18 protein-coding genes are annotated in these 18,396 nt (G+C 73.2%); 2 read left to right on the top strand and 16 right to left on the bottom strand.

Features of this window, described 5'->3' with window-relative positions:
- Together ACF1ED_RS18445 and pyrR are read right to left on the bottom strand one after the other, a co-directional pair.
- Entirely contained in the window at nucleotides 1-987 is a 987-nt protein-coding gene (locus ACF1ED_RS18445) for an aspartate carbamoyltransferase catalytic subunit (RefSeq protein WP_391761621.1), read from the bottom strand.
- An 84-nt stretch (nucleotides 988-1,071) separates the two neighbouring features.
- Entirely contained in the window at nucleotides 1,072-1,635 is a 564-nt protein-coding gene (gene pyrR, locus ACF1ED_RS18440) for a bifunctional pyr operon transcriptional regulator/uracil phosphoribosyltransferase PyrR (protein ID WP_391761619.1), read from the bottom strand.
- 257 nt (nucleotides 1,636-1,892) lie between these two features.
- Here pyrR and bldD point away from each other — a divergent pair, with 257 nt between their 5' ends.
- Nucleotides 1,893-2,393: a transcriptional regulator BldD gene (gene bldD / locus ACF1ED_RS18435; RefSeq protein WP_015032294.1), complete on the top strand. Its 501-nt coding sequence runs from the start codon at nucleotides 1,893-1,895 to the stop codon at nucleotides 2,391-2,393.
- Between the two features lie 187 nt (nucleotides 2,394-2,580).
- Here bldD and nusB read toward each other — a convergent pair whose 3' ends face one another.
- From nusB to ACF1ED_RS18365, 14 genes are all read right to left on the bottom strand, one after another.
- Nucleotides 2,581-3,018, bottom strand: a complete 438-nt coding sequence (nusB, locus tag ACF1ED_RS18430; protein WP_391761617.1) for a transcription antitermination factor NusB — start codon at nucleotides 3,016-3,018, stop codon at nucleotides 2,581-2,583.
- Nucleotides 3,019-3,020: 2 nt separating this feature from the next.
- Nucleotides 3,021-3,587: an elongation factor P gene (gene efp, locus ACF1ED_RS18425; protein WP_030745513.1), complete on the bottom strand. Its 567-nt coding sequence runs from the start codon at nucleotides 3,585-3,587 to the stop codon at nucleotides 3,021-3,023.
- Nucleotides 3,588-3,636: 49 nt separating this feature from the next.
- Nucleotides 3,637-4,749: a M24 family metallopeptidase gene (locus ACF1ED_RS18420; RefSeq protein WP_391761615.1), complete on the bottom strand. Its 1,113-nt coding sequence runs from the start codon at nucleotides 4,747-4,749 to the stop codon at nucleotides 3,637-3,639.
- Between the two features lie 71 nt (nucleotides 4,750-4,820).
- Nucleotides 4,821-5,729 carry an AAA family ATPase gene (locus tag ACF1ED_RS18415; RefSeq protein WP_391761613.1) on the bottom strand — a complete coding sequence of 303 codons (909 nt, stop codon included), beginning with the start codon at nucleotides 5,727-5,729 and terminating at the stop codon, nucleotides 4,821-4,823.
- Nucleotides 5,730-5,968: 239 nt separating this feature from the next.
- Nucleotides 5,969-6,427, bottom strand: coding sequence for a type II 3-dehydroquinate dehydratase (gene aroQ, locus ACF1ED_RS18410; RefSeq protein ID WP_391761611.1), 459 nt, complete (start codon nucleotides 6,425-6,427; stop codon nucleotides 5,969-5,971).
- Nucleotides 6,424-7,521, bottom strand: coding sequence for a 3-dehydroquinate synthase (aroB, locus tag ACF1ED_RS18405; RefSeq protein ID WP_391761609.1), 1,098 nt, complete (start codon nucleotides 7,519-7,521; stop codon nucleotides 6,424-6,426). The genes aroQ and aroB overlap by 4 nt, the downstream gene beginning before the upstream one ends.
- Entirely contained in the window at nucleotides 7,518-8,036 is a 519-nt protein-coding gene (locus ACF1ED_RS18400) for a shikimate kinase (protein ID WP_391761607.1), read from the bottom strand. Before ACF1ED_RS18400 ends, aroB begins: the two co-directional genes overlap by 4 nt.
- Entirely contained in the window at nucleotides 8,033-9,217 is a 1,185-nt protein-coding gene (gene aroC, locus ACF1ED_RS18395) for a chorismate synthase (RefSeq protein ID WP_391761605.1), read from the bottom strand. The genes ACF1ED_RS18400 and aroC overlap by 4 nt, the downstream gene beginning before the upstream one ends.
- Nucleotides 9,218-9,395: 178 nt before the next feature.
- Entirely contained in the window at nucleotides 9,396-10,223 is an 828-nt protein-coding gene (locus tag ACF1ED_RS18390) for a shikimate dehydrogenase (RefSeq protein WP_391761604.1), read from the bottom strand.
- Nucleotides 10,220-12,028 (bottom strand): endolytic transglycosylase MltG, encoded by a 1,809-nt coding sequence (gene mltG, locus ACF1ED_RS18385; protein WP_391761602.1) that lies wholly within the window; start codon nucleotides 12,026-12,028, stop codon nucleotides 10,220-10,222. Before mltG ends, ACF1ED_RS18390 begins: the two co-directional genes overlap by 4 nt.
- 101 nt (nucleotides 12,029-12,129) lie before the next feature.
- Nucleotides 12,130-12,594 (bottom strand): Holliday junction resolvase RuvX, encoded by a 465-nt coding sequence (ruvX, locus tag ACF1ED_RS18380; protein ID WP_063766091.1) that lies wholly within the window; start codon nucleotides 12,592-12,594, stop codon nucleotides 12,130-12,132.
- Nucleotides 12,595-12,596: 2 nt separating this feature from the next.
- Complete coding sequence (alaS, locus tag ACF1ED_RS18375) at nucleotides 12,597-15,266, bottom strand: alanine--tRNA ligase (RefSeq protein WP_391761600.1); 2,670 nt, start codon at nucleotides 15,264-15,266, stop codon at nucleotides 12,597-12,599.
- The gene (locus ACF1ED_RS18370) at nucleotides 15,266-15,601 is read right to left on the bottom strand and encodes a DUF6167 family protein (protein ID WP_391761598.1); all 336 of its coding nucleotides are present in this window, start codon (nucleotides 15,599-15,601) and stop codon (nucleotides 15,266-15,268) included. The genes alaS and ACF1ED_RS18370 overlap by 1 nt, the downstream gene beginning before the upstream one ends.
- 5 nt (nucleotides 15,602-15,606) lie before the next feature.
- A complete protein-coding gene (locus ACF1ED_RS18365) occupies nucleotides 15,607-16,050 on the bottom strand; it encodes a DUF948 domain-containing protein (RefSeq protein WP_391761596.1) in 444 nt (147 codons plus the stop codon).
- 168 nt (nucleotides 16,051-16,218) lie between these two features.
- Between ACF1ED_RS18365 and ACF1ED_RS18360 the strand changes: the two genes are divergently transcribed.
- Nucleotides 16,219-18,378: an ATP-binding protein gene (locus ACF1ED_RS18360; RefSeq protein ID WP_391761594.1), complete on the top strand. Its 2,160-nt coding sequence runs from the start codon at nucleotides 16,219-16,221 to the stop codon at nucleotides 18,376-18,378.
- The last annotated feature ends 18 nt before the right edge of the window (nucleotides 18,379-18,396 follow it).

The raw sequence follows: 18,396 nt of genomic DNA, 5'->3' as shown, positions 1-18,396 counted from the left end.
TTACTTGCTCTCCTCGGTACGGGTGGTGGCGGGGGCGGCGGCGGGCTCGGAGCCGCCGAGCAGCAGGTAGAGGACGGCCATCCGGACGGAGACGCCGTTGGCGACCTGCTCGACGACCGTGCAGCGGTCGGAGTCGGCGACCTCGGCGGTGATCTCCATGCCGCGGACCATGGGGCCGGGGTGCATGACGATGGCGTGCTCGGGCATCTTCGCCATCCGCTCGCCGTCCAGCCCGTAGCGGCGCGAGTACTCGCGCTCGGTCGGGAAGAAGGCGGCGTTCATCCGCTCGCGCTGCACACGCAGCATCATCACCGCGTCGGACTTCGGCAGCACGCCGTCGAGGTCGTAGCTGACCTCGCAGGGCCAGGTCTCGACGCCGACGGGGACGAGGGTGGGCGGGGCCACCAGGGTGACCTCGGCGCCGAGGGTGTGCAGCAGGTCGACGTTGGAGCGGGCGACCCGGCTGTGCAGGACGTCGCCGACGAGCGTGATCCGCTTGCCCTCCAGGTCCTTGCCGAGGCCGGCGTCGCGGCCGACGAGGCGGCGGCGCATGGTGAAGGCGTCCAGGAGTGCCTGGGTGGGGTGCTGGTGGGTGCCGTCGCCCGCGTTGATGACCGGGGCGTCGATCCAGCCGGAGGTGGCGAGGCGGAAGGGGGCTCCGGAGGCGCCGTGCCGGATGACGACGGCGTCGACGCCCATCGCCTCCAGGGTCTGCGCGGTGTCCTTCAGCGACTCGCCCTTGGAGACGCTGGAGCCCTTGGCCGCGAAGTTGATGACGTCGGCGGAGAGGCGCTTCTCGGCGGCCTCGAAGGAGATCCGGGTCCGGGTGGAGTCCTCGAAGAAGAGGTTGCAGATGGTCCGGCCGCGGAGGGTCGGCAGCTTCTTGATCGGCCGGTCGGCCACCCGGGCCATCTCCTCGGCGGTGTCGAGGATCAGGACGGCGTCGTCGCGGGTGAGGTCGGCGGCCGAGATGAGGTGACGCATCATCGGGGTTTCTCTCCGGGGTGGGGAGGCGTGAGGGCATGCGGGGGCACCGGGAGGTGCCGGGGCCCCGCGGGGTGGCCGGTCCGGCTAGGAGGCGGACTTGCCGCCGAGCAGCACGGTGTCGCGACCGTCCTCCTCGGCGAGCTGGACCTTGACGGTCTCCCGCAGCGACGTGGGGAGGTTCTTGCCGACGTAGTCGGCGCGGATCGGGAGCTCGCGGTGGCCGCGGTCGACGAGGACGGCGAGCTGGACCGCGCGGGGGCGGCCGATGTCGCCGAGGGCGTCGAGGGCGGCGCGGATGGTGCGGCCCGAGAAGAGGACGTCGTCGACGAGGACGACGAGGCGGCCGTCGAGGCCCTCCCCGGGGATCTCGGTGCGGCCGATGGCGCGCGCCGGCTTCATCCGGAGGTCGTCGCGGTACATGGTGATGTCGAGGGAACCGACCGGGACCTTGGCGCCGGTGATCGATTCGAGCTTCTCGGCCAGCCGCCGGGCGAGGTGGACGCCACGGGTGGGGATGCCGAGGAGGACCACGTCGTCGGCGCCCTTGGCGCGCTCGACGATCTCGTGGGCGATCCGGGTGAGGACCCGGGCGATGTCAGGGGCCTCGAGAACGGGCCGCGCCTCATCGACGTGTGCTTGCGTGTCCATAGGAAAAGGACCTCCTTCTCCGCCTCACGGGACGGTTCTTAAAGGACGTCGGATGTACGGCGTCCACTTTAGCAGGGGCGCTCGCACGGGCTTTCCCGGGGCCACCCCTCCCCCGCTCCGACCTGCGGCGGGCCGTCCCCCGGGAGGGGGTGGCGCGCCCCTTTCGGCTTGACGGGAAAGAGTAACGCTGCGTAACCTCACAGTGAGTTACCAGCCGCGCGGCGCAGCCGCATGTCGTCACAGCGTCCGGGAGCGTTATGTCCAGCGAATACGCAAAGCAGCTCGGGGCCAAACTCCGCGCCATCCGCACCCAGCAGGGCCTGTCCCTCCACGGGGTGGAGGAGAAGTCCCAGGGCCGCTGGAAGGCCGTGGTGGTCGGTTCGTACGAGCGCGGCGACCGTGCCGTGACCGTGCAGCGCCTGGCCGAGCTGGCGGACTTCTACGGCGTGCCGGTGCAGGAGCTGCTGCCCGGTACGACCCCCGGCGGCGCCGCCGAGCCCCCGCCGAAGCTGGTCCTGGACCTGGAGCGCCTGGCCCACGTCCCGCAGGAGAAGGCCGGCCCCCTCCAGCGCTACGCGGCGACGATCCAGTCGCAGCGCGGCGACTACAACGGCAAGGTGCTGTCGATCCGCCAGGACGACCTGCGCACCCTGGCCGTCATCTACGACCAGTCCCCCTCGGTCCTGACCGAGCAGCTGATCAGCTGGGGCGTGCTCGACGCGGACGCGCGCCGCGCGGTGGCCCACGAGGAGAACTGACCTCTCCGCCACCCCCACTGCAGAAACGTGCCGCCGGGCCCGTGGACGTCATCCGACGCCACGGGCCCGGCGGCTTTTCGCGGTCCTCCCGCCCCTCACCGGCCGCCACCCTCACCCGAATGGGGGAACGCGAAGGGGCCCGCCGCACCGCGAGGTGCCGCGGGCCCCTTCGCAGGGCCGTGCGGGACTAGGCGTCCACGTCCCGGCGCAGCCGGGGCTTCAGGTCCTTGAAGCGCCCCAGGAGGCCGTTGACGAAGGACGGGGAGTCGTCCGTGGAGAACTCCTTGGCGAGCTGCACCGCCTCGTCGATCGCCACCGCGTCCGGGGTGCCGTCCTCCCAGATCAGCTCGTAGGCGCCGAGGCGCACGATGCTGCGGTCGGCGGCCGGCATCCGGTCGAGGTCCCAGTCCACCGCGTAGGTGGCGATGAGCTCGTCGATCCGGGCCACGTACTGGGCGTACCCCTCGACCAGCTGCATCGTGAAGTCGGCGACCGCGGGCTGGCGCTCGTCGGCACGGTGGAGCCGGATCTGGTCCGCGAGGACCTCCTGCACCGAAGTGCCGCGCTGGTCGGCCTCGAACAGGATCTGGAAGGCCCGCCTGCGGGCCTTGCTCCGGGCAGCCACGGTTAGCTGTTCACCCGGCCGAGGTAGTCGCTGGTGCGGGTGTCGACCTTGACCTTCTCACCGGTGGTGATGAAGAGCGGGACCTGGATCTCGTGGCCGGTCTCCAGCTTGGCGGGCTTGGTGCCACCGGTGGAGCGGTCGCCCTGGACGCCCGGCTCGGTCTCGGCGATGACGAGCTCGACGGCGGCCGGCAGCTCGACGTAGAGCACGGAGCCCTCGTTCTGCGCGACGAGCGCGGTGAAGCCCTCGATGAGGAAGTTGGCGGCGTCGCCGACGACCTTGCGGTCGATGTGGAGCTGGTCGTAGGTGTCCAGGTCCATGAAGACGAAGTAGTCGCCGTCCATGTAGGAGAACTGCATGTCGCGCTTGTCGACGTTCGCGGTCTCCACCTTCACGCCGGCGTTGAAGGTCTTGTCGACGACCTTGCCGGACAGCACGTTCTTGAGCTTGGTGCGCACGAAGGCCGGGCCCTTGCCGGGCTTGACGTGCTGGAACTCGACGACGGACCAGAGCTGGCCGCCTTCGAGCTTGAGCACCATGCCGTTCTTGAGGTCGTTCGTGGAAGCCACGGTTGCGGAATCTCCTGGACTGACGTGGGACCGAGGAGGCCTGCGCGCCTCACAGCGCGAGCAGTTCCTTGGTCGTGATGGTGAGTAGCTCGGGTCCGCCGTCCGCCTCCTGGCGCACGACGAGCGTGTCATCGATCCGGACCCCGCCCCGGCCCGGGAGGTGGACCCCCGGTTCGACGGTGACCGGCACACAAGCGTCCAGTTTACCCATGGCCGAGGGGGACAGCTGCGGGTCCTCGTCGATTTCGAGCCCCACCCCGTGTCCGGTGAGGGGGACGGCGGTCTCCGCGTGCCCCGCGGCGTCGAGGATGTGGCGGGCCGCGCGGTCCACGTCACGGTACCCGGCGCCGGGCACGAGGGACTCCCGTCCGGCCTTCTGGGCGGCGAAGACGAGCTCGTAGAGATCGATCTGCCAGTCGGCGGGGGCGGTGCCGATGACGAAGGTCCGGCCGATCTCGCAGCGGTAGCCGCGGTAGTCCGCGCCGAGGCAGACCGACAGGAAGTCGCCCTCCTCGACCCTGCGGTCGGTGGGCCGGTGGCCGCGCCGGCCGGAGTGCGGACCGGTGGCGACGGAGGTGGGGAAGGCGGCCCCGTCGGCGCCGTGGTCGACCAGCCGCCGCTCCAGTTCGAGCGCGAGGTGGCGCTCGGTGCGGCCGACGAGGATGGACTCCAGGAGCTCGCCGAGGGCCTGGTCGGCGATCTCGGCGGCGATCCGCAGACAGGCGATCTCGTCCTCGTCCTTGACCACCCTGAGCTGTTCGACGGCGCAGGCGAGGTCGGCGAGGCGGAGTCCGGGGGCGGCGGCGCCGAGGCTGCGGTGGCGGGCCACCGTGAGGTCGTGCTCCTCGACGGCGAGCCCGTCGGCGCCGGAGCGGCGGGCGAGTTCGGCCGCGGCGACGGCCGGATCACCGCCGCCGAGCGGGAGTTGCTGCTGCCGGAGCAGCTCGTCGAGCCGCCCGTCGAGGGGCTCGCCCTCGGTCGCGGGCGGGCGGATCAGCAGATCCGCGCCGGGCTCGGGGCCGACGAGCAGGACGGCGCCCGGCGGGGCGCCGCCCGCGAGGTAACGGACGTTGGCGGGGCGGGACACCAGGGCCGCCGCGCTGCCCGCTGCCGCGACCCGGTCGCGCAGTCTGACCCGGCGGTCCGCATACACCTGTGACATGTCTCCGAGCCTACGAGCCGGGCCCCGCCCCGGCCTGTCGGCGGCGTCCGACCGGGGAGGGCCGCCCGGTCTCAGCCGCCGGGCGGCGCGGCTATCGCACGGGCCAGGGCCTCGTCGATGAGCCGGGCGGTGGACTCCACGTCGAGCGCCGAGTTGTCGATGATCGGGAGCCCGGAGCCGTACCAGCCGGCCATCCGGCCGTGGATCGCGGCGACCTCCTCGTCGGAGAGGCGGCGGTTGCCGGCGCGCTGGGCGTTGCGCTCCAGGACGACCTCCAGGCCGGGCAGGAGGACCACCGGCAGCAGGCCGGGGCCGACGTGCCGCTTCCAGCCGCCGAGGCCGACGACGGGCCGGTCGGGGAAGACGGCGTCGTCGAGGATGCAGGAGATGCCGTTGGCGAGGAAGTTGCGGGCGGCGAAGCCGCAGGTGCGGCGGGCGAGCCGGTACTGCGCCTCGGACTGGTCGTTCCACCCCGACTGCGGGTCGGCGAAGCCGGAGCACACCCATTCCCGCACGTCGTCGAGGCTGATGTGGGCGGTGGGGACGGGCCGGCGGCGCGCCCAGTGCCGGGCGACGGTCGTCTTGCCCGCGCCCGCGGGCCCGATGAGCAGGACGGCGAGGGTCGCGGCCCCGGTGCCCGGCCGGTGTTCCACCACCGGCACCGGCGGCAGCAGCGGCACCGCGCCGGTGACGTGCGGGGACCCCGGGACGTGCCCGGGCGCGCCGGCGCCCGCGTGCGGCGGTACGGCTCCGGGGGCGGCGCCCCAGCCCGCTCCGCCGGGCGCCGGGGGCGGTCCGGGGCGGACGGCGGGGTGCACCCCGAGCCGGTTCCCGGGCGGGCCGGACGGCGGCCCCGGGTGGGGTGCGGCCCGCGGGGGCGGAGGCGGGGGCACGGGGCCGTGCCCGCCCGCCGGGACCGGGCCGGGCGCCCGGCCCGGCTGCTCGGGCGAGGGCAGCGGTCCCCCCACTGCGTGCTGCATCCGGTGCCACTCCGTCTCGTCGGCCTCGTAGGTCGGTGAGGGCGGCCGGTCCGGTGCCGCCGTCGGCCCCCGCTGCGGTCGCCCGGGGATGCCAAAACGTTACCGCCCCGTCCCCCCGCCCGGGGAACGGGGCGGGCCCCTTTCGAAAGTGCCCGCCCCGCCGGAAGGCGGCCGCACGGGACGCGGAGGCGCGGGGGAGCCGGGGCGGCGGCCGCCCCGGCTCCCCCGCGCCGAACCGTTCAGCCCCGGCCGTCGGCCGCGACCTCCTCGGCCAGCGCGCGCAGCGCGAGCCGGTAGGAGCCGATGCCGAAGCCGGCGACCGTGCCGGTCGCCACCGCGGCCACCACCGAGGTGTGGCGGAACTCCTCGCGGGTGTACGGGTTGGAGATGTGCACCTCGATCAGCGGGGCGGTGCGCTGCGCCGCCGCGTCCCGCATCCCGTACGAGTAGTGCGTGAAGGCGCCCGGGTTGAGCACCACCGGCACCCGCCCGTCGGCCGCCTCGTGGAGCCAGCGGATCATCTCGCCCTCGTCGTTGGTCTCGCGGACCTCGACGTCGAAGCCGAGCTCGGCGCCCAGCTCCCGGCAGGACTCGACGAGCCCCTTGTAGGAGGTGGCGCCGTAGATGTCGGGCTCGCGCGAGCCGAGCCGGCCGAGGTTCGGCCCGTTCAGGACCAGGACGCGGCGGGCCTCGCTCATGCCGAGAGCTCCCCGTAGGCGGCGATGAGGACGGCGGGGTCGGGGCCCTCCAGGACGGACGGCTTGGCGAGTCCGTCGAGGACGATGAAGCGCAGCAGGTCGCCGCGGGACTTCTTGTCCACCTTCATCGTCTCCAGGAGCTTGGGCCACTGGTCGCCGCGGTAGGTGAGCGGCAGGCCGACGGACTCCAGGACGGCGCGGTGCCGGTCGGCGGTGGCGTCGTCGAGACGGCCGGCGAGACGGCCCAGCTCGGCGGCGAAGACCATGCCGACGGAGACGGCGGCGCCGTGGCGCCACTTGTACCGCTCGTTCTTCTCGATGGCGTGCGCGAGGGTGTGACCGTAGTTCAGGATCTCGCGGCGGCCGGACTCCTTGAGGTCGCCGGAGACCACGTCGGCCTTGACCCGGATCGAGCGGACGATCAGCTCGGCGGTGTGCGGGCCGGCGGGGGTCCGGGCGGCCTGCGGGTCCTCCTCGATGAGGTCGAGGATCACCGGGTCGGCGATGAAGCCGGTCTTGATGATCTCGGCGAGGCCGCTGACGAAGTCGTGGACCGGCAGCGAGTCCAGCGCGGCGAGGTCGCACAGGACGCCGGCCGGCGGGTGGAAGGCGCCGACGAGGTTCTTGCCCTCGGCGGTGTTGATGCCGGTCTTGCCGCCGACGGCCGCGTCGACCATGCCGAGGACGGTGGTGGGCACGGCGACCCAGCGGACGCCGCGCAGCCAGGTGGCGGCGACGAAGCCGGCCAGGTCGGTGGTGGCGCCGCCGCCGACGCCGACGATGACGTCGGTGCGGGTGAATCCGGTCTGGCCGAGGGCCTTCCAGCAGTAGGCGGCGACCTCGGCGGTCTTCGCCTCCTCCGCGTTGGGCACCTGGATGGCGACGGCCTCGTAGCCCTGCGCGGCGAGGTCCTCGCGCAGCGCCTCACCGGTCTCGGCGAGCGCCTCGGGGTGGATGACCGCGACCCGCTTGGCCCCGTCGCCGATGAGGGCGGGCAGTTCGCCGAGCAGCTGCCGGCCGACCAGCACCTCGTACGGATCCGTGCCCGCGCTGCCGCCGACGTGGATGCGGGTCACTTCCTGGTCCGTGCTCATGCGTCCTTCAGCTCCAGTGCGTCGAGGACCGCCGCGGCGACCTCTTCGGGGGTGCGGGCGTCGGTGGCGACCACGACGCGCGCGACTTCTTCGTACAGGGGGCGGCGGGCGTCCATCAGCTCCCGCCACTGGCGGCGCGGGTTGACCGCGAGCAGCGGCCGGGCCGCGCCGAGCCCGACCCGCCGCACGGCCTCCTCGACGTCCATCGAGAGGTACGCGACGGGCTGCCCGGCCAGCAGGGCGCGGGTGCCGGCGTCGAGGACCGCGCCGCCGCCGAGGGCGAGGACGCCCTCGTGCTCGGCGACGGCCTTCGCGACGGCGGCCTTCTCCAGGGCGCGGAAGCGCTCCTCTCCGTCCTCGACGAAGATGTCGGAGATCTCGCGGCCCTCGGCGGCGACGATGTCGGCGTCGGTGTCCCGGTAGGGCGCGCCGAGCCGCTCGGCCAGGAGCGCGCCCACCGTGGACTTGCCGGAGCCCATCGGGCCGACGAGGACGACCAGGGGGCCGCCGGTCACCGGATGCGCAGGTTGTCGACGTAGCCCTGGACGTTGCGGCGGGTCTCGGGGACCGAGTCTCCGCCGAACTTCTCCAGGACGGCGTCGGCGAGGACGAGGGCGACCATGGCCTCGGCGACGATGCCGGCGGCCGGGACGGCGCAGACGTCGGAGCGCTGGTGGTGGGCGGCGGCGGCCTCGCCGGTGGCGACGTCGATGGTGGCGAGCGCGCGCGGCACGGTCGCGATCGGCTTCATGGCGGCGCGGACGCGCAGCAGCTCGCCGGTGGTCAGACCGCCCTCGGTGCCGCCGGAGCGGCCGGAGGTGCGCTTGATGCCGTCCTCGGTCCTCACGATCTCGTCGTGGGCCTGGGAGCCGGGCACCCGGGCGAGGTCGAAGCCGTCGCCGACCTCGACGCCCTTGATGGCCTGGATGCCCATGAGCGCGGCGGCGAGCCGGGCGTCGAGGCGGCGGTCCCAGTGGACGTGCGAGCCGAGGCCGACGGGCACGCCGTAGGCGAGGACCTCGACGACGCCGCCGAGGGTGTCGCCGTCCTTGTGGGCCTGGTCGATCTCGGCGACCATCGCCTTCGACGCGTCGGCGTCGAGGCAGCGGACCGGGTCGGCGTCGAGCTTCTCGACGTCGGCGGGGGTCGGGTAGACGCCGTACGGCGCCTTCGCGGCGGCCAGCTCGACCACGTGCGAGACGATCTCGATGCCGGCGGCCTCCTTGAGGAAGGACCGGGCGACGGCGCCGAGGGCGACCCGGGCGGCGGTCTCCCGGGCGCTGGCGCGCTCCAGGATCGGCCGGGCCTCGTCGAAGCCGTACTTCTGCATGCCGGCGAGGTCGGCGTGGCCGGGGCGGGGCCGGGTCAGCGGCGCGTTGCGGCCGGTCTCCTTGAGCTCGGAGGGGTCGACCGGGTCGGCCGACATGACCTTCTCCCACTTGGGCCACTCGGTGTTCCCGACCATCACGGCGATCGGCGAACCCAGCGAGAGGCCGTGCCGGACGCCGCCGAGGAAGGTGACCTCGTCCTGCTCGAACTTCATCCGGGCGCCGCGCCCATAGCCGAGGCGCCGCCGCGCGAGGTGGTCCGCCACCAGCTCAGTGGTGACCGGGACGCCGGCGGGAAGACCCTCCAGCGTCGCGACCAGCGCGGGTCCGTGGGATTCCCCAGCGGTCAGCCAACGCAACCTGCTCAACGATGCTCCTCATGCTCGCGCCTGGGCACTGCGACGGCAGGACCGGGCGCGCGGCCCTGACCCGCCACCCCCGATCCTCCCACGTCCGGGGCCTCACCCCGGCCTCCGGTCCAGCTATCGGACGCGTGCCCCGCCGTCGTGGACGGCGGGGCGCGGTCGTGCGGGGCCGGCGACGGGGTCAGCGGGCGGCGAGGGCCGCCTCTCCCGCGGCGCGCATCGCGGCCAGCGGGGCCTCCGGGACGCCCGTCATCTGTTCGACCTGGAGGACCGCCTGGTGGACCAGGAGGTCGAGGCCGCCGACGATCTTGCCGCCCCGGTCGGACCAGGCGGCCGCGAGGGCGGTGGGCCAGGGGTCGTAGAGGACGTCGAAGAGGGTGCCGGGGCGGGCGGGGACGGCCGGGGCCAGGGCGTCGGTGGTGCCGGCCGGGGTCGTGGCGATCACCAGCGGCGCGGCGAACGCCTCCGCCGCGTCGTCCCAGGCGGCGGTGCGGACGTCCACGCCGAGGCGGTCGCCCCAGCCGCGCATCTCCGCCGCCCGGGCCTCGCTGCGTACGTACGCGGTGACCGGGCCCGCGCAGACGCGGGCCAGCGCGGCGAGCGCGGAGGACGCGGTGGCGCCCGCGCCGAGGATCGCCGCGGACTCCACCTTCTCGACGCCCCGCTCGCGCAGGGCGGCGATCATGCCGGGGACGTCGGTGTTGTCGCCGACCCGGCGGCCGTCCTCGCGGAGGACCACCGTGTTCACCGCCTCCACGGCGGCCGCCGTCGGGCTGACCTCGTCGAGCAGCGGGATGACCGCCCGCTTGAGCGGCATGGTCAGCGACAGGCCCGCCCACGAGTCGTCCAGCTCCGCGACGAAGCCCGGCAGGGCCGCCTCGTCGATCTCGAACCGCTCGTAGGACCAGTCGTCCAGACCGAGCTCCGCGTACGCGGCCCGGTGCAGCACCGGGGAGAGCGAGTGGGCGATCGGCGAACCGAGGACGGCGGCGCGGCGCTGCGTACTCACTGGCCGGACTTCTCCCGTTCCTTCTCGTACTCCGCGACGTTCTGGTTGTGTTCCTTGAGGGTCACGGAGAAGACCGTCTTGTTCTCGTTGATCGACACGAAGTAGTACCACGGGCCGTCGGCGGGAGCCATCGCCGAGTTCAGCGCCTCGGCGCCGGGGTTGCTGATGGGACCCGGGGTCAGGCCCTTCACCTCGTACGAGTAGGTGTTGTACGGGTCCTTGATCGCACGCATCTTCTCGACGCTTCCGACATCGAGGGTGCTCGTGCCCTTGAGGTAGTTCACCGTGGAGTCGAACTCCAGGCGGCCGGCCGTCTGCGTGTTGTCCGGCTGGAGCCGGTTGTAGACCACGCGCGCGACCTTGTCGAAGTCGTGCTTGTACTTGCCCTCGACCTGCACGAGGCTCGCGACCGTCAGCAGCTCCCACGGCCCCTTCAGGCCCTGCGCGGACGCCTTCCCCTCCAGGTCCAGCTTCGTGTACTCCGCGTTCGCGCGGCTGACCATCTTCTTCAGCGCGTCCTCGGGCTTGCCGCCCTTCGCGACCGGGTAGCTCGCGGGGAAGAGGAATCCTTCCAGCGGGTCCTTGACGTTCTTGTGCCCCTTCGCCCAGTCCGGCAGGCCCAGGGAGTCGGCCTGTTCGAGGGCGATCTCCTTCGTGCTGCCGGGCGGGAGGTTGAGGCGGGTGTCGATCTGCTCGTACACCCAGGCGTTGCGCTTGCCCTCGGGGATGATCAGGTTGGCCTGGCTCGCCGGGTCCAGCATCAGCGCGACCGCGCTCTCCGCCGACATCTCCTTCTTCAGGGTGTAGGCGCCGGCCTGGATCGAGTTGCCCTTGGCGTTCTTGTTCTGGGCCGCGACGAAGGCGTCGACGCTCTTCACGACGCCGGCCTGCTTGAGGATGTTGGCGATCTCGTTGCCGAACGCGCCCTTGGGGATCTCGACCTGGACCTCGCCGCTGCCGGTCCCCGCGTAGTCGGGGGCCTCGCCGAACTGGCCCTGCCAGAACTGGTAGCCGAAGTAGCCGATGCCGCCGACGCCGCCCACCAGGACCGCGGCGACGACGAGGCAGGCGACCCCGTTCTTGCCCTTGCGTTTCTTCTCCTTGCCGCGCCGCTCGCGGTCCCGGTCGTCGCCGCGGCCGCCCCGGCCCCGGCGGGAGCCCGGCTCCTCTTCCTCGTAGCCGTCCTCGTCGTCGTCCCCCGTGAAGAAGGGGTGCGACTCCTCAGGCTCCGGCTCGGGGCGTACGGGTTCCGGCTCGGGTTCCGGCGCCCAGTCGACGACCGGCTCCGGCGGCTGCCGCCGGTGGCCGGGGGGCTGCGGCGGCGGATACGCCTCGGGCGTGCCGTAGAGGTCGGGCTGCTGGCCGCCGTACGGATCGGCGGGCGGCGCGTTGTAGGCCATGGCGGCCTGGCCGGTCTCCCAGTTGCCGTCGTACAGCTGTCCGGGCTGCCCGGGCGTGTCGTAGCCCTGCCCCTGGTACCCCTCGTGTCCCTGGGACCCCTGGTCCCAGCCGGTCTGCCCGTACGCCTGCGCCTGCTGCGGGTCGACGTACCCCTGCTGCGGGTCGACGTACTCCTGCTGCGGGTACTGCTGCTGCTGGTACGCGGCCTGCTGCTGGTACGGGTCGGTCCCGTAGCCCTGCTGGGCGTACGGGTCCTGATAGGCCTGGCCACCTTGCGCGTACGGCGTCGCCTGCTGCTGCGGCTGCTGGTGGTACTGCTGCTGACCTTCCCACCCCTGGTCCCCGTACAAGGGGTCCGTGGGGTGCCACGGTTCGGAGCCCGGGCCCCGGCCATACTCAGTCATCGATCCCCAAACAGCCGCGAGGCTTCCGGACGATCCGCCTCTACGTAGTGCGGCAGCTGTTCGAACACCGCCGCATCGCGCGGAACGTTACCGTATCGCGATCAGATGACCACTTCGACGCCCTCACCGGGCGGATTACCTGATACCCGTTCGGACTCAAGAGCGTTCTGAAGGATGATCACAGCGGCGGCCTGGTCGATGACGGACCGCCCCTTCTTGGACTTCACGCCGGAGGCCCGCAGCCCCTGCGTCGCCGTCACCGTGGTCATCCGCTCGTCGACCAGCCGGACCGGCACCGGGGCGACGCCCTTCGCCATCTCCTTCGCGAAGGCCCGGACCTTGGTGGCCGCCGGACCCTCCCGCCCGCTGAGCGAGCGGGGCAGGCCCACGACGACCTCGATCGGCTCGTACTCCTCGACGATCTGGCGGAGCCGCCGGTGGGCGGCCGGGACGTCACGTCCCGGCACGGTCTCCACCGGCGTGGCGAGGACCCCGTCGGGGTCGCACGAGGCGACCCCGATCCGGGCGTCCCCGACGTCGACCGCGATGCGGCGGCCGCGGCGCATCGTCACGCCGTCTCCACCACGAGGCGCTCGACGGCGGCGATGGCCTCGCCGACGGCCTCCGGGTTCTGACCGCCGCCCTGGGCGACGTCCGGCTTGCCGCCGCCACCGCCGCCGAGGGTCTTGGCGGCCGTGCGGACCAGCTCGCCGGCCTTGAGGCCGCGCTCGCGGGCGGCCTCGTTGGTGGCGATGACCGTGAGCGGCTTGCCGTTGGCCGTGGTGAACAGGGCCACGACGGCCGGGCGGTCCGACGGGATGCGGCCGCGCACGTCCAGGACCAGCTTGCGCAGGTCGTCGGCGCCGGTGCCGTCCGGCACCTGGCCGGTGACCAGGGCGAGGCCGCGGATGTCCCGGGCGGAGTCGACCAGGCCGGCGGCGGCCTGGAGGACCTTCTCCGCGCGGAACTTCTCGATCTCCTTCTCGGCGTCCTTCAGCTTGCCGAGCATGGCGGCGATCTTCTCCGGCAGCTCCTCCGAGCGGCCCTTGACCAGCTCCTGGAGCTGGGCGACGACCGTGTGCTCCTTGGCGAGGAAGTTGTACGCGTCGACGCCGACCAGGGCCTCGATGCGGCGCACGCCGGAACCGATGGAGGACTCGCCGAGCAGCTTCACCAGGCCCAGCTGGGCGGTGTTGCCGACGTGGGTACCGCCGCACAGCTCCTTGGAGAAGTCGCCGATGGTGACGACGCGGACCTGCTCGCCGTACTTCTCGCCGAACTCGGCGATGGCGCCCTGGCGCTTGGCCTCGTTGATCGGCATGACCTCGGCGTGGACCTCCAGCTCGCGCGAGAGGACCTCGTTGATCTTCTGCTCGACGTCCATCAGGACCGTGCCCGGGACGGCGTTCGGCGAACCGAAGTCGAAGCGGAAGCGGCCGGGCTGGTTCTCGGAACCGGCCTGGGCGGCCGTCGGGCCGAGGGCGTCGCGCAGCGCCTGGTGGGTGAGGTGGGTGGCCGAGTGGGCGCGGGCGATGGCCTGCCGGCGGCGGACGTCGATGACGGCGTAGGCGGTGGAGCCCACGGTCACCTCGCCGACCTGGACCGAACCCTTGTGCACCGAGACGCCCGGGACGGGCTGCTGCACGTCGCGGACCTCGATGACGGCGCCGGAGTGCAGCCGGATCCGGCCCTGGTCGGCGATCTGGCCGCCGCCCTCGGCGTAGAAGGGGGTGCGGTCGAGGACGACCTCGACCTCGTCGCCCTCGGAGGCGGCCGGCGACGGGACGCCGTTCACCAGCAGGCCGACGACCGTGGACTCGCCCTCGGTGTTGGTGTAGCCGGTGAACTGGGTGGCGCCGGAGGTGTCGGCGATCTCGCGGTAGGCGGAGACGTCGGCGTGGCCGGTCTTCTTGGCCTTGGCGTCGGCCTTGGCGCGGTCCCGCTGCTCCTTCATCAGGCGGCGGAAGCCGTCCTCGTCCACGGAGAGGCCCTGCTCGGCGGCCATCTCCAGGGTGAGGTCGATCGGGAAGCCCCAGGTGTCGTGGAGCAGGAAGGCCTTCTCGCCGGCGAGGACCGTGCCGCCGGCGGCCTTGGTCTCGGTGACGGCGGTGTCGAGGATGTTGGTGCCGCCCTTGAGGGCCTTGAGGAACGCGGCCTCCTCGGCGAGGGCGACCGTCTCGATCCGCTTGCGGTCGGTCTCCAGCTCCGGGTACTGCTCGCCCATGGTCCGGATGACCGTGTCGACGAGCGCGCCGACGACCGGGCCGGTGGCGCCGAGCAGGCGCATGTTGCGGACGGCGCGGCGCATGATGCGGCGGAGCACGTAGCCGCGGCCCTCGTTGCCCGGGGTGACGCCGTCGCCGATGAGCATGACGGAGGTGCGCATGTGGTCGGCGACCACGCGCAGCGAGACGTCGCTGTCGTGGGACTTGCCGTAGGCGACGCCGGTGAGCTCGGTGGCCTTGTCGATGACGACCTTGAGGGTGTCCGTCTCGTACATGTTCTGGACGCCCTGGAGGATCATCGCCAGGCGCTCCAGGCCGAGGCCCGTGTCGATGTTCTTCGACGGGAGGTCGCCGAGGATCTCGAAGTCCTCCTTCGAGGTGCCCTCGCCGCGCTCGTACTGCATGAAGACGAGGTTCCAGATCTCCACGTACCGCTCGTCGTTGACGGCCGGGCCGCCCTCGACGCCGAACTCGGGGCCGCGGTCGTAGTTGATCTCGGAGCAGGGGCCGCAGGGGCCGGGGACGCCCATCGACCAGTAGTTGTCCTTCTTGCCGAGGCGCTGGATGCGCTCGGCCGGGACGCCGACGACGTCGCGCCAGATGCGCTCGGCCTCGTCGTCCTCCAGGTAGACGGTGATCCAGAGCTTCTCCGGCTCAAGACCGTAGCCGCCGTGCTCCACCGGGGAGGTCAGCAGCTCCCAGGCGAGCTTGATGGCGCCTTCCTTGAAGTAGTCGCCGAAGGAGAAGTTGCCGCACATCTGGAAGAAGGTGCCGTGCCGGGTGGTCTTGCCGACCTCCTCGATGTCCGGCGTGCGCACGCACTTCTGCACGCTGGAGGCGCGCGTGAAGGGCGGCTTGACCTCACCCAGGAAGTAGGGCTTGAAGGGCACCATGCCGGCGGGGACGAGCAGCAGAGTCGGGTCGTCCGCGATGAGCGACGCCGAAGGGACGACGGTGTGCCCGCGCTCCTCGAAGAAGCTCAGCCAGCGGCGGCGGATTTCAGCCGACTCCATCAGTGGTCCTCATTCCGGTTGTACGAGATCGTGGTGGTGGTCTTGTGCGGGGTGGGGCCGAGGGCTGCCCGGCGGCGGGGCTCCGGCAGCTCCCGGTCCCCGGGGGGCGGTGCGTCGAGGCCGAGCGCCTCGCCCAGCTCCGCCTCCCGCCGGACCATGCCCGCCCTCACGTCGAGGGCGAAGTCCTTGAGCCGGTGGCCCGCGTCGAGCGCCTTGTTCGCGGCCTGCGCCGCGAGGCTCTCGGGGGTCAGCTGCTGGATCTTGCGGTTGACCTTGGTGGTGGCCCAGACGCCGGCGGCTGCGCCGGCCGTGAACCAGAACGTGCGGCGGAACATCGCGGCTATCGGCCCTTCTGCTTCCGGCGCCGTGCCAGGGGCACGGTACGGCCGACGATCACAGTACGTCGCCCGGTGGCGGGCGGCACTTCCTCGCGGTCCCGGCCGCGGCCGCCCAGCGCCCTGCGGACCCCGTAGCCGAACGCGGCGACCTTGACGAGCGGGCCGCCGAAGGTGGAGGCGACGGTCGTCGAGAGCGCGGAGGCGTTGGCGGTGACCTCCTGGACGTCGGACGCGATGGCGTCCACCCGGTCCAGCTGGGTCTGTGCCGAGCGGACGGTCGCCGACGCGTCGGCGAGCAGGGGCACGGCCTGTTCGGTCACGTCCGCCACGAGCCTGGTGGTCGCCCTGAGCGTCTGCGCCAGCCTCGCCAGCACCACGGCGAGGAAGGAGACGAGGATCGCCCAGAACACGGCCACCAGGATCCCGGCAACCTCTCCACCGGTCACTGAGCACCGCTCTCTGCTGTCGTCATCGTTCGTTGGGGTCCTGCGAAAAGTCGTCCCCCGAGCCTATCGCGCCGGGGCTGGGACGCCGTACCGCATTACCGCCCGCGGGGCGGGAGTTGCGTGATCAGATTGTACGGAGCGCGCACGGATGAGTACGCTCCGTGTCCCATGCGACGCAGCAATCTCCCGGCGGAGCCCAACCGGTTCGTGGGACGGACCGGCGAGCAGGCCGAACTGGCCGCGCTCCTGGGCGAGTCCCGTCTCGTCACGGTCCTCGGCGTGGGCGGGGTGGGCAAGACCCGGCTGGCCCTCAGGGTCGCGGCGGCGGTGCAGAAACGCTACGGCGAGGAGGTCCGGCTCGCGGAGCTGGCACCGCTGCGCGATCCCGGGCTGGTCGAGCACGCCCTCGTGGAGGCGCTCGGCCTGACCGACCACACGCTCCGCGCCCCCCGCGAGGTGCTGGTGGAGCACCTCGCCGACCGCAGGACGCTGCTCGTCCTCGACGGCTTCGAGCACCTGGTGGAGGCGTCCGCCGCGCTCGTCCACGAACTGCTCGCGGCGGCCCCGGGACTGACCGTGCTGGCCGCCGGCCGCCGGCCGCTGCGGCTGCCGGGCGAGACCGTGCTGAGGCTCGCGCCGATGGACGAGCCGGACGCCCTCGCGCTGCTCGCCGATCGGGCGGCCCGGGCCGGCGCGCCCGCCCTCGACCGGGACGGGGCGGCACGGGAGCTGTGCCGGCGGCTCGACGGGATCCCGCTCGCGCTCGAACTGGCCGCCGGGCGGCTGCCGCTGCTGTCGGCGGAGCAGCTCCTGGTCCGGCTGGACGACCGCTTCCGGCTGCTCGGCGACGGCGGGCGCGGGGTCCCGCCCCGCCACCGGACGCTGCGCACCGCGATCGGCTGGAGCCACGAGCTGTGCACGCCCCGGGAGCGGCTGCTGTGGGCGCGGCTCTCGGTCTTCGCCGGCCCCTTCGACCTGGAGGCCGTGGAGTACGTGTGCGGCGGTCCCGACCTGCCGCAGGAGGCGGTCCTCGACCTGCTGGACGGTCTGCTGGCCCAGTCGCTGGTGACCCGCGAGGACACGGCGGCGGGCCCGGGCTACCGGATGCTGGACACGGTGGCGGCGTACGGGGCGGAGTGGCTGGCGGCGCTCGGCGACACCGAGCGGATGCGGCGGCGGCACCGGGACTGGTACATGGGCCTGGCCACCTGGTGCGAGCTGGAGTGGTTCAGTCCCCGGCAGGCGGAGGTGGCGGCCCGGACGGCCGCGGCGCTCCCCAACCTGCGGGCGGCCCTCGACCTCTGCCTGGAGCTGCCGGACGACGCGCACCTGGCCCAGCACCTGGCGGGGACGCTCTGGTTCGCGTGGGTGGGGTGCGGCCGGCTCTCGGAGGGGCGGCACTGGCTGGACCGGGCGCTGGCGCTGGAGTCGGGGCACGAGGAGGCGCGGCTCAAGGCGCTGTGGGTGCTGGGCTACGTGGCGGTGCTCCAGGGCGACGCGACGGCCGCGGTGGCGGCGCTGCACAGCTGCCGGGAGCGGGCCCGGGCCTCGCGGAACCGGCTGGCGGAGGCGTACGCGACGCACCGGATGGGCTGTCTGGCGCTGCTCTCGGACGACTTCCCGCGCGCCGAGGAGCTGCTGGGCCGGGCCCTGGAGGCGTACGGCGAGCTGGGCGAGCTGAACAGCAACGTGCTGATGGGCCAGGTGGAGCTGGCGATGGCGCGGGCCTTCCGGGGCGATCTGGAGGGCGCGACGGCGATCTGCCGGGAGGTGCGGGAGGTCTGCGAGGAGCGCGGGGAGCGGTGGTCGCGGGCCTACGCGCTGTACGTCCTCGCGTACTCGGCGTGGACCCGGGGCGCGCTGCCGGAGGCGCGGGAGCTGCTGGTGGAGTGCGTCACGATCAACCACCTCTTCCGCGACCTGGTGGGGCTGGTGCTGGCGGTGGAGCTGCTGGCGCTGGTCACGGTGGACGAGGGCGACGCGGCGGAGGCGGCGGTGCTCCAGGGCGCGGCGCTGTCGGTGTGGGACGCGGTGGGGATCCAGCTCTTCGGGTCGGGTTCCTTCGACGGACCGCGGGCGCTGTGCGCGGGGCGGGCGGTGGAGGAGCTGGGGGCCGAGCGGTACGCGGAGGCGTTCCGGCTCGGGCGGGGCCTGTCCCTGGACGAGACGGCGGAGCGGGCGGTGACGGACCGTCCGGGGGCGGCCGGGGCGGACCGGCCGGGGGCCGCGGCGCCGCGGCCGTTCCGTACCGCGCGTCCGCCGGTGGTGCCGGGAACGCGGAAGCCCGCCGGCTCCCCCACCGGCAAGGGCGGGGAGGCGGCGGGCTGAAGACCGCGGGGGTACCGC

The organism is Streptomyces sp. NPDC014656 (assembly GCF_043084305.1).
In the GTDB taxonomy this organism is placed as follows: Bacteria; Actinomycetota; Actinomycetes; order Streptomycetales; family Streptomycetaceae; genus Streptomyces.
The sequence above is the reverse complement of the archived record's forward strand: the minus strand, read 5'-3'. Positions and strand labels throughout refer to the sequence as shown.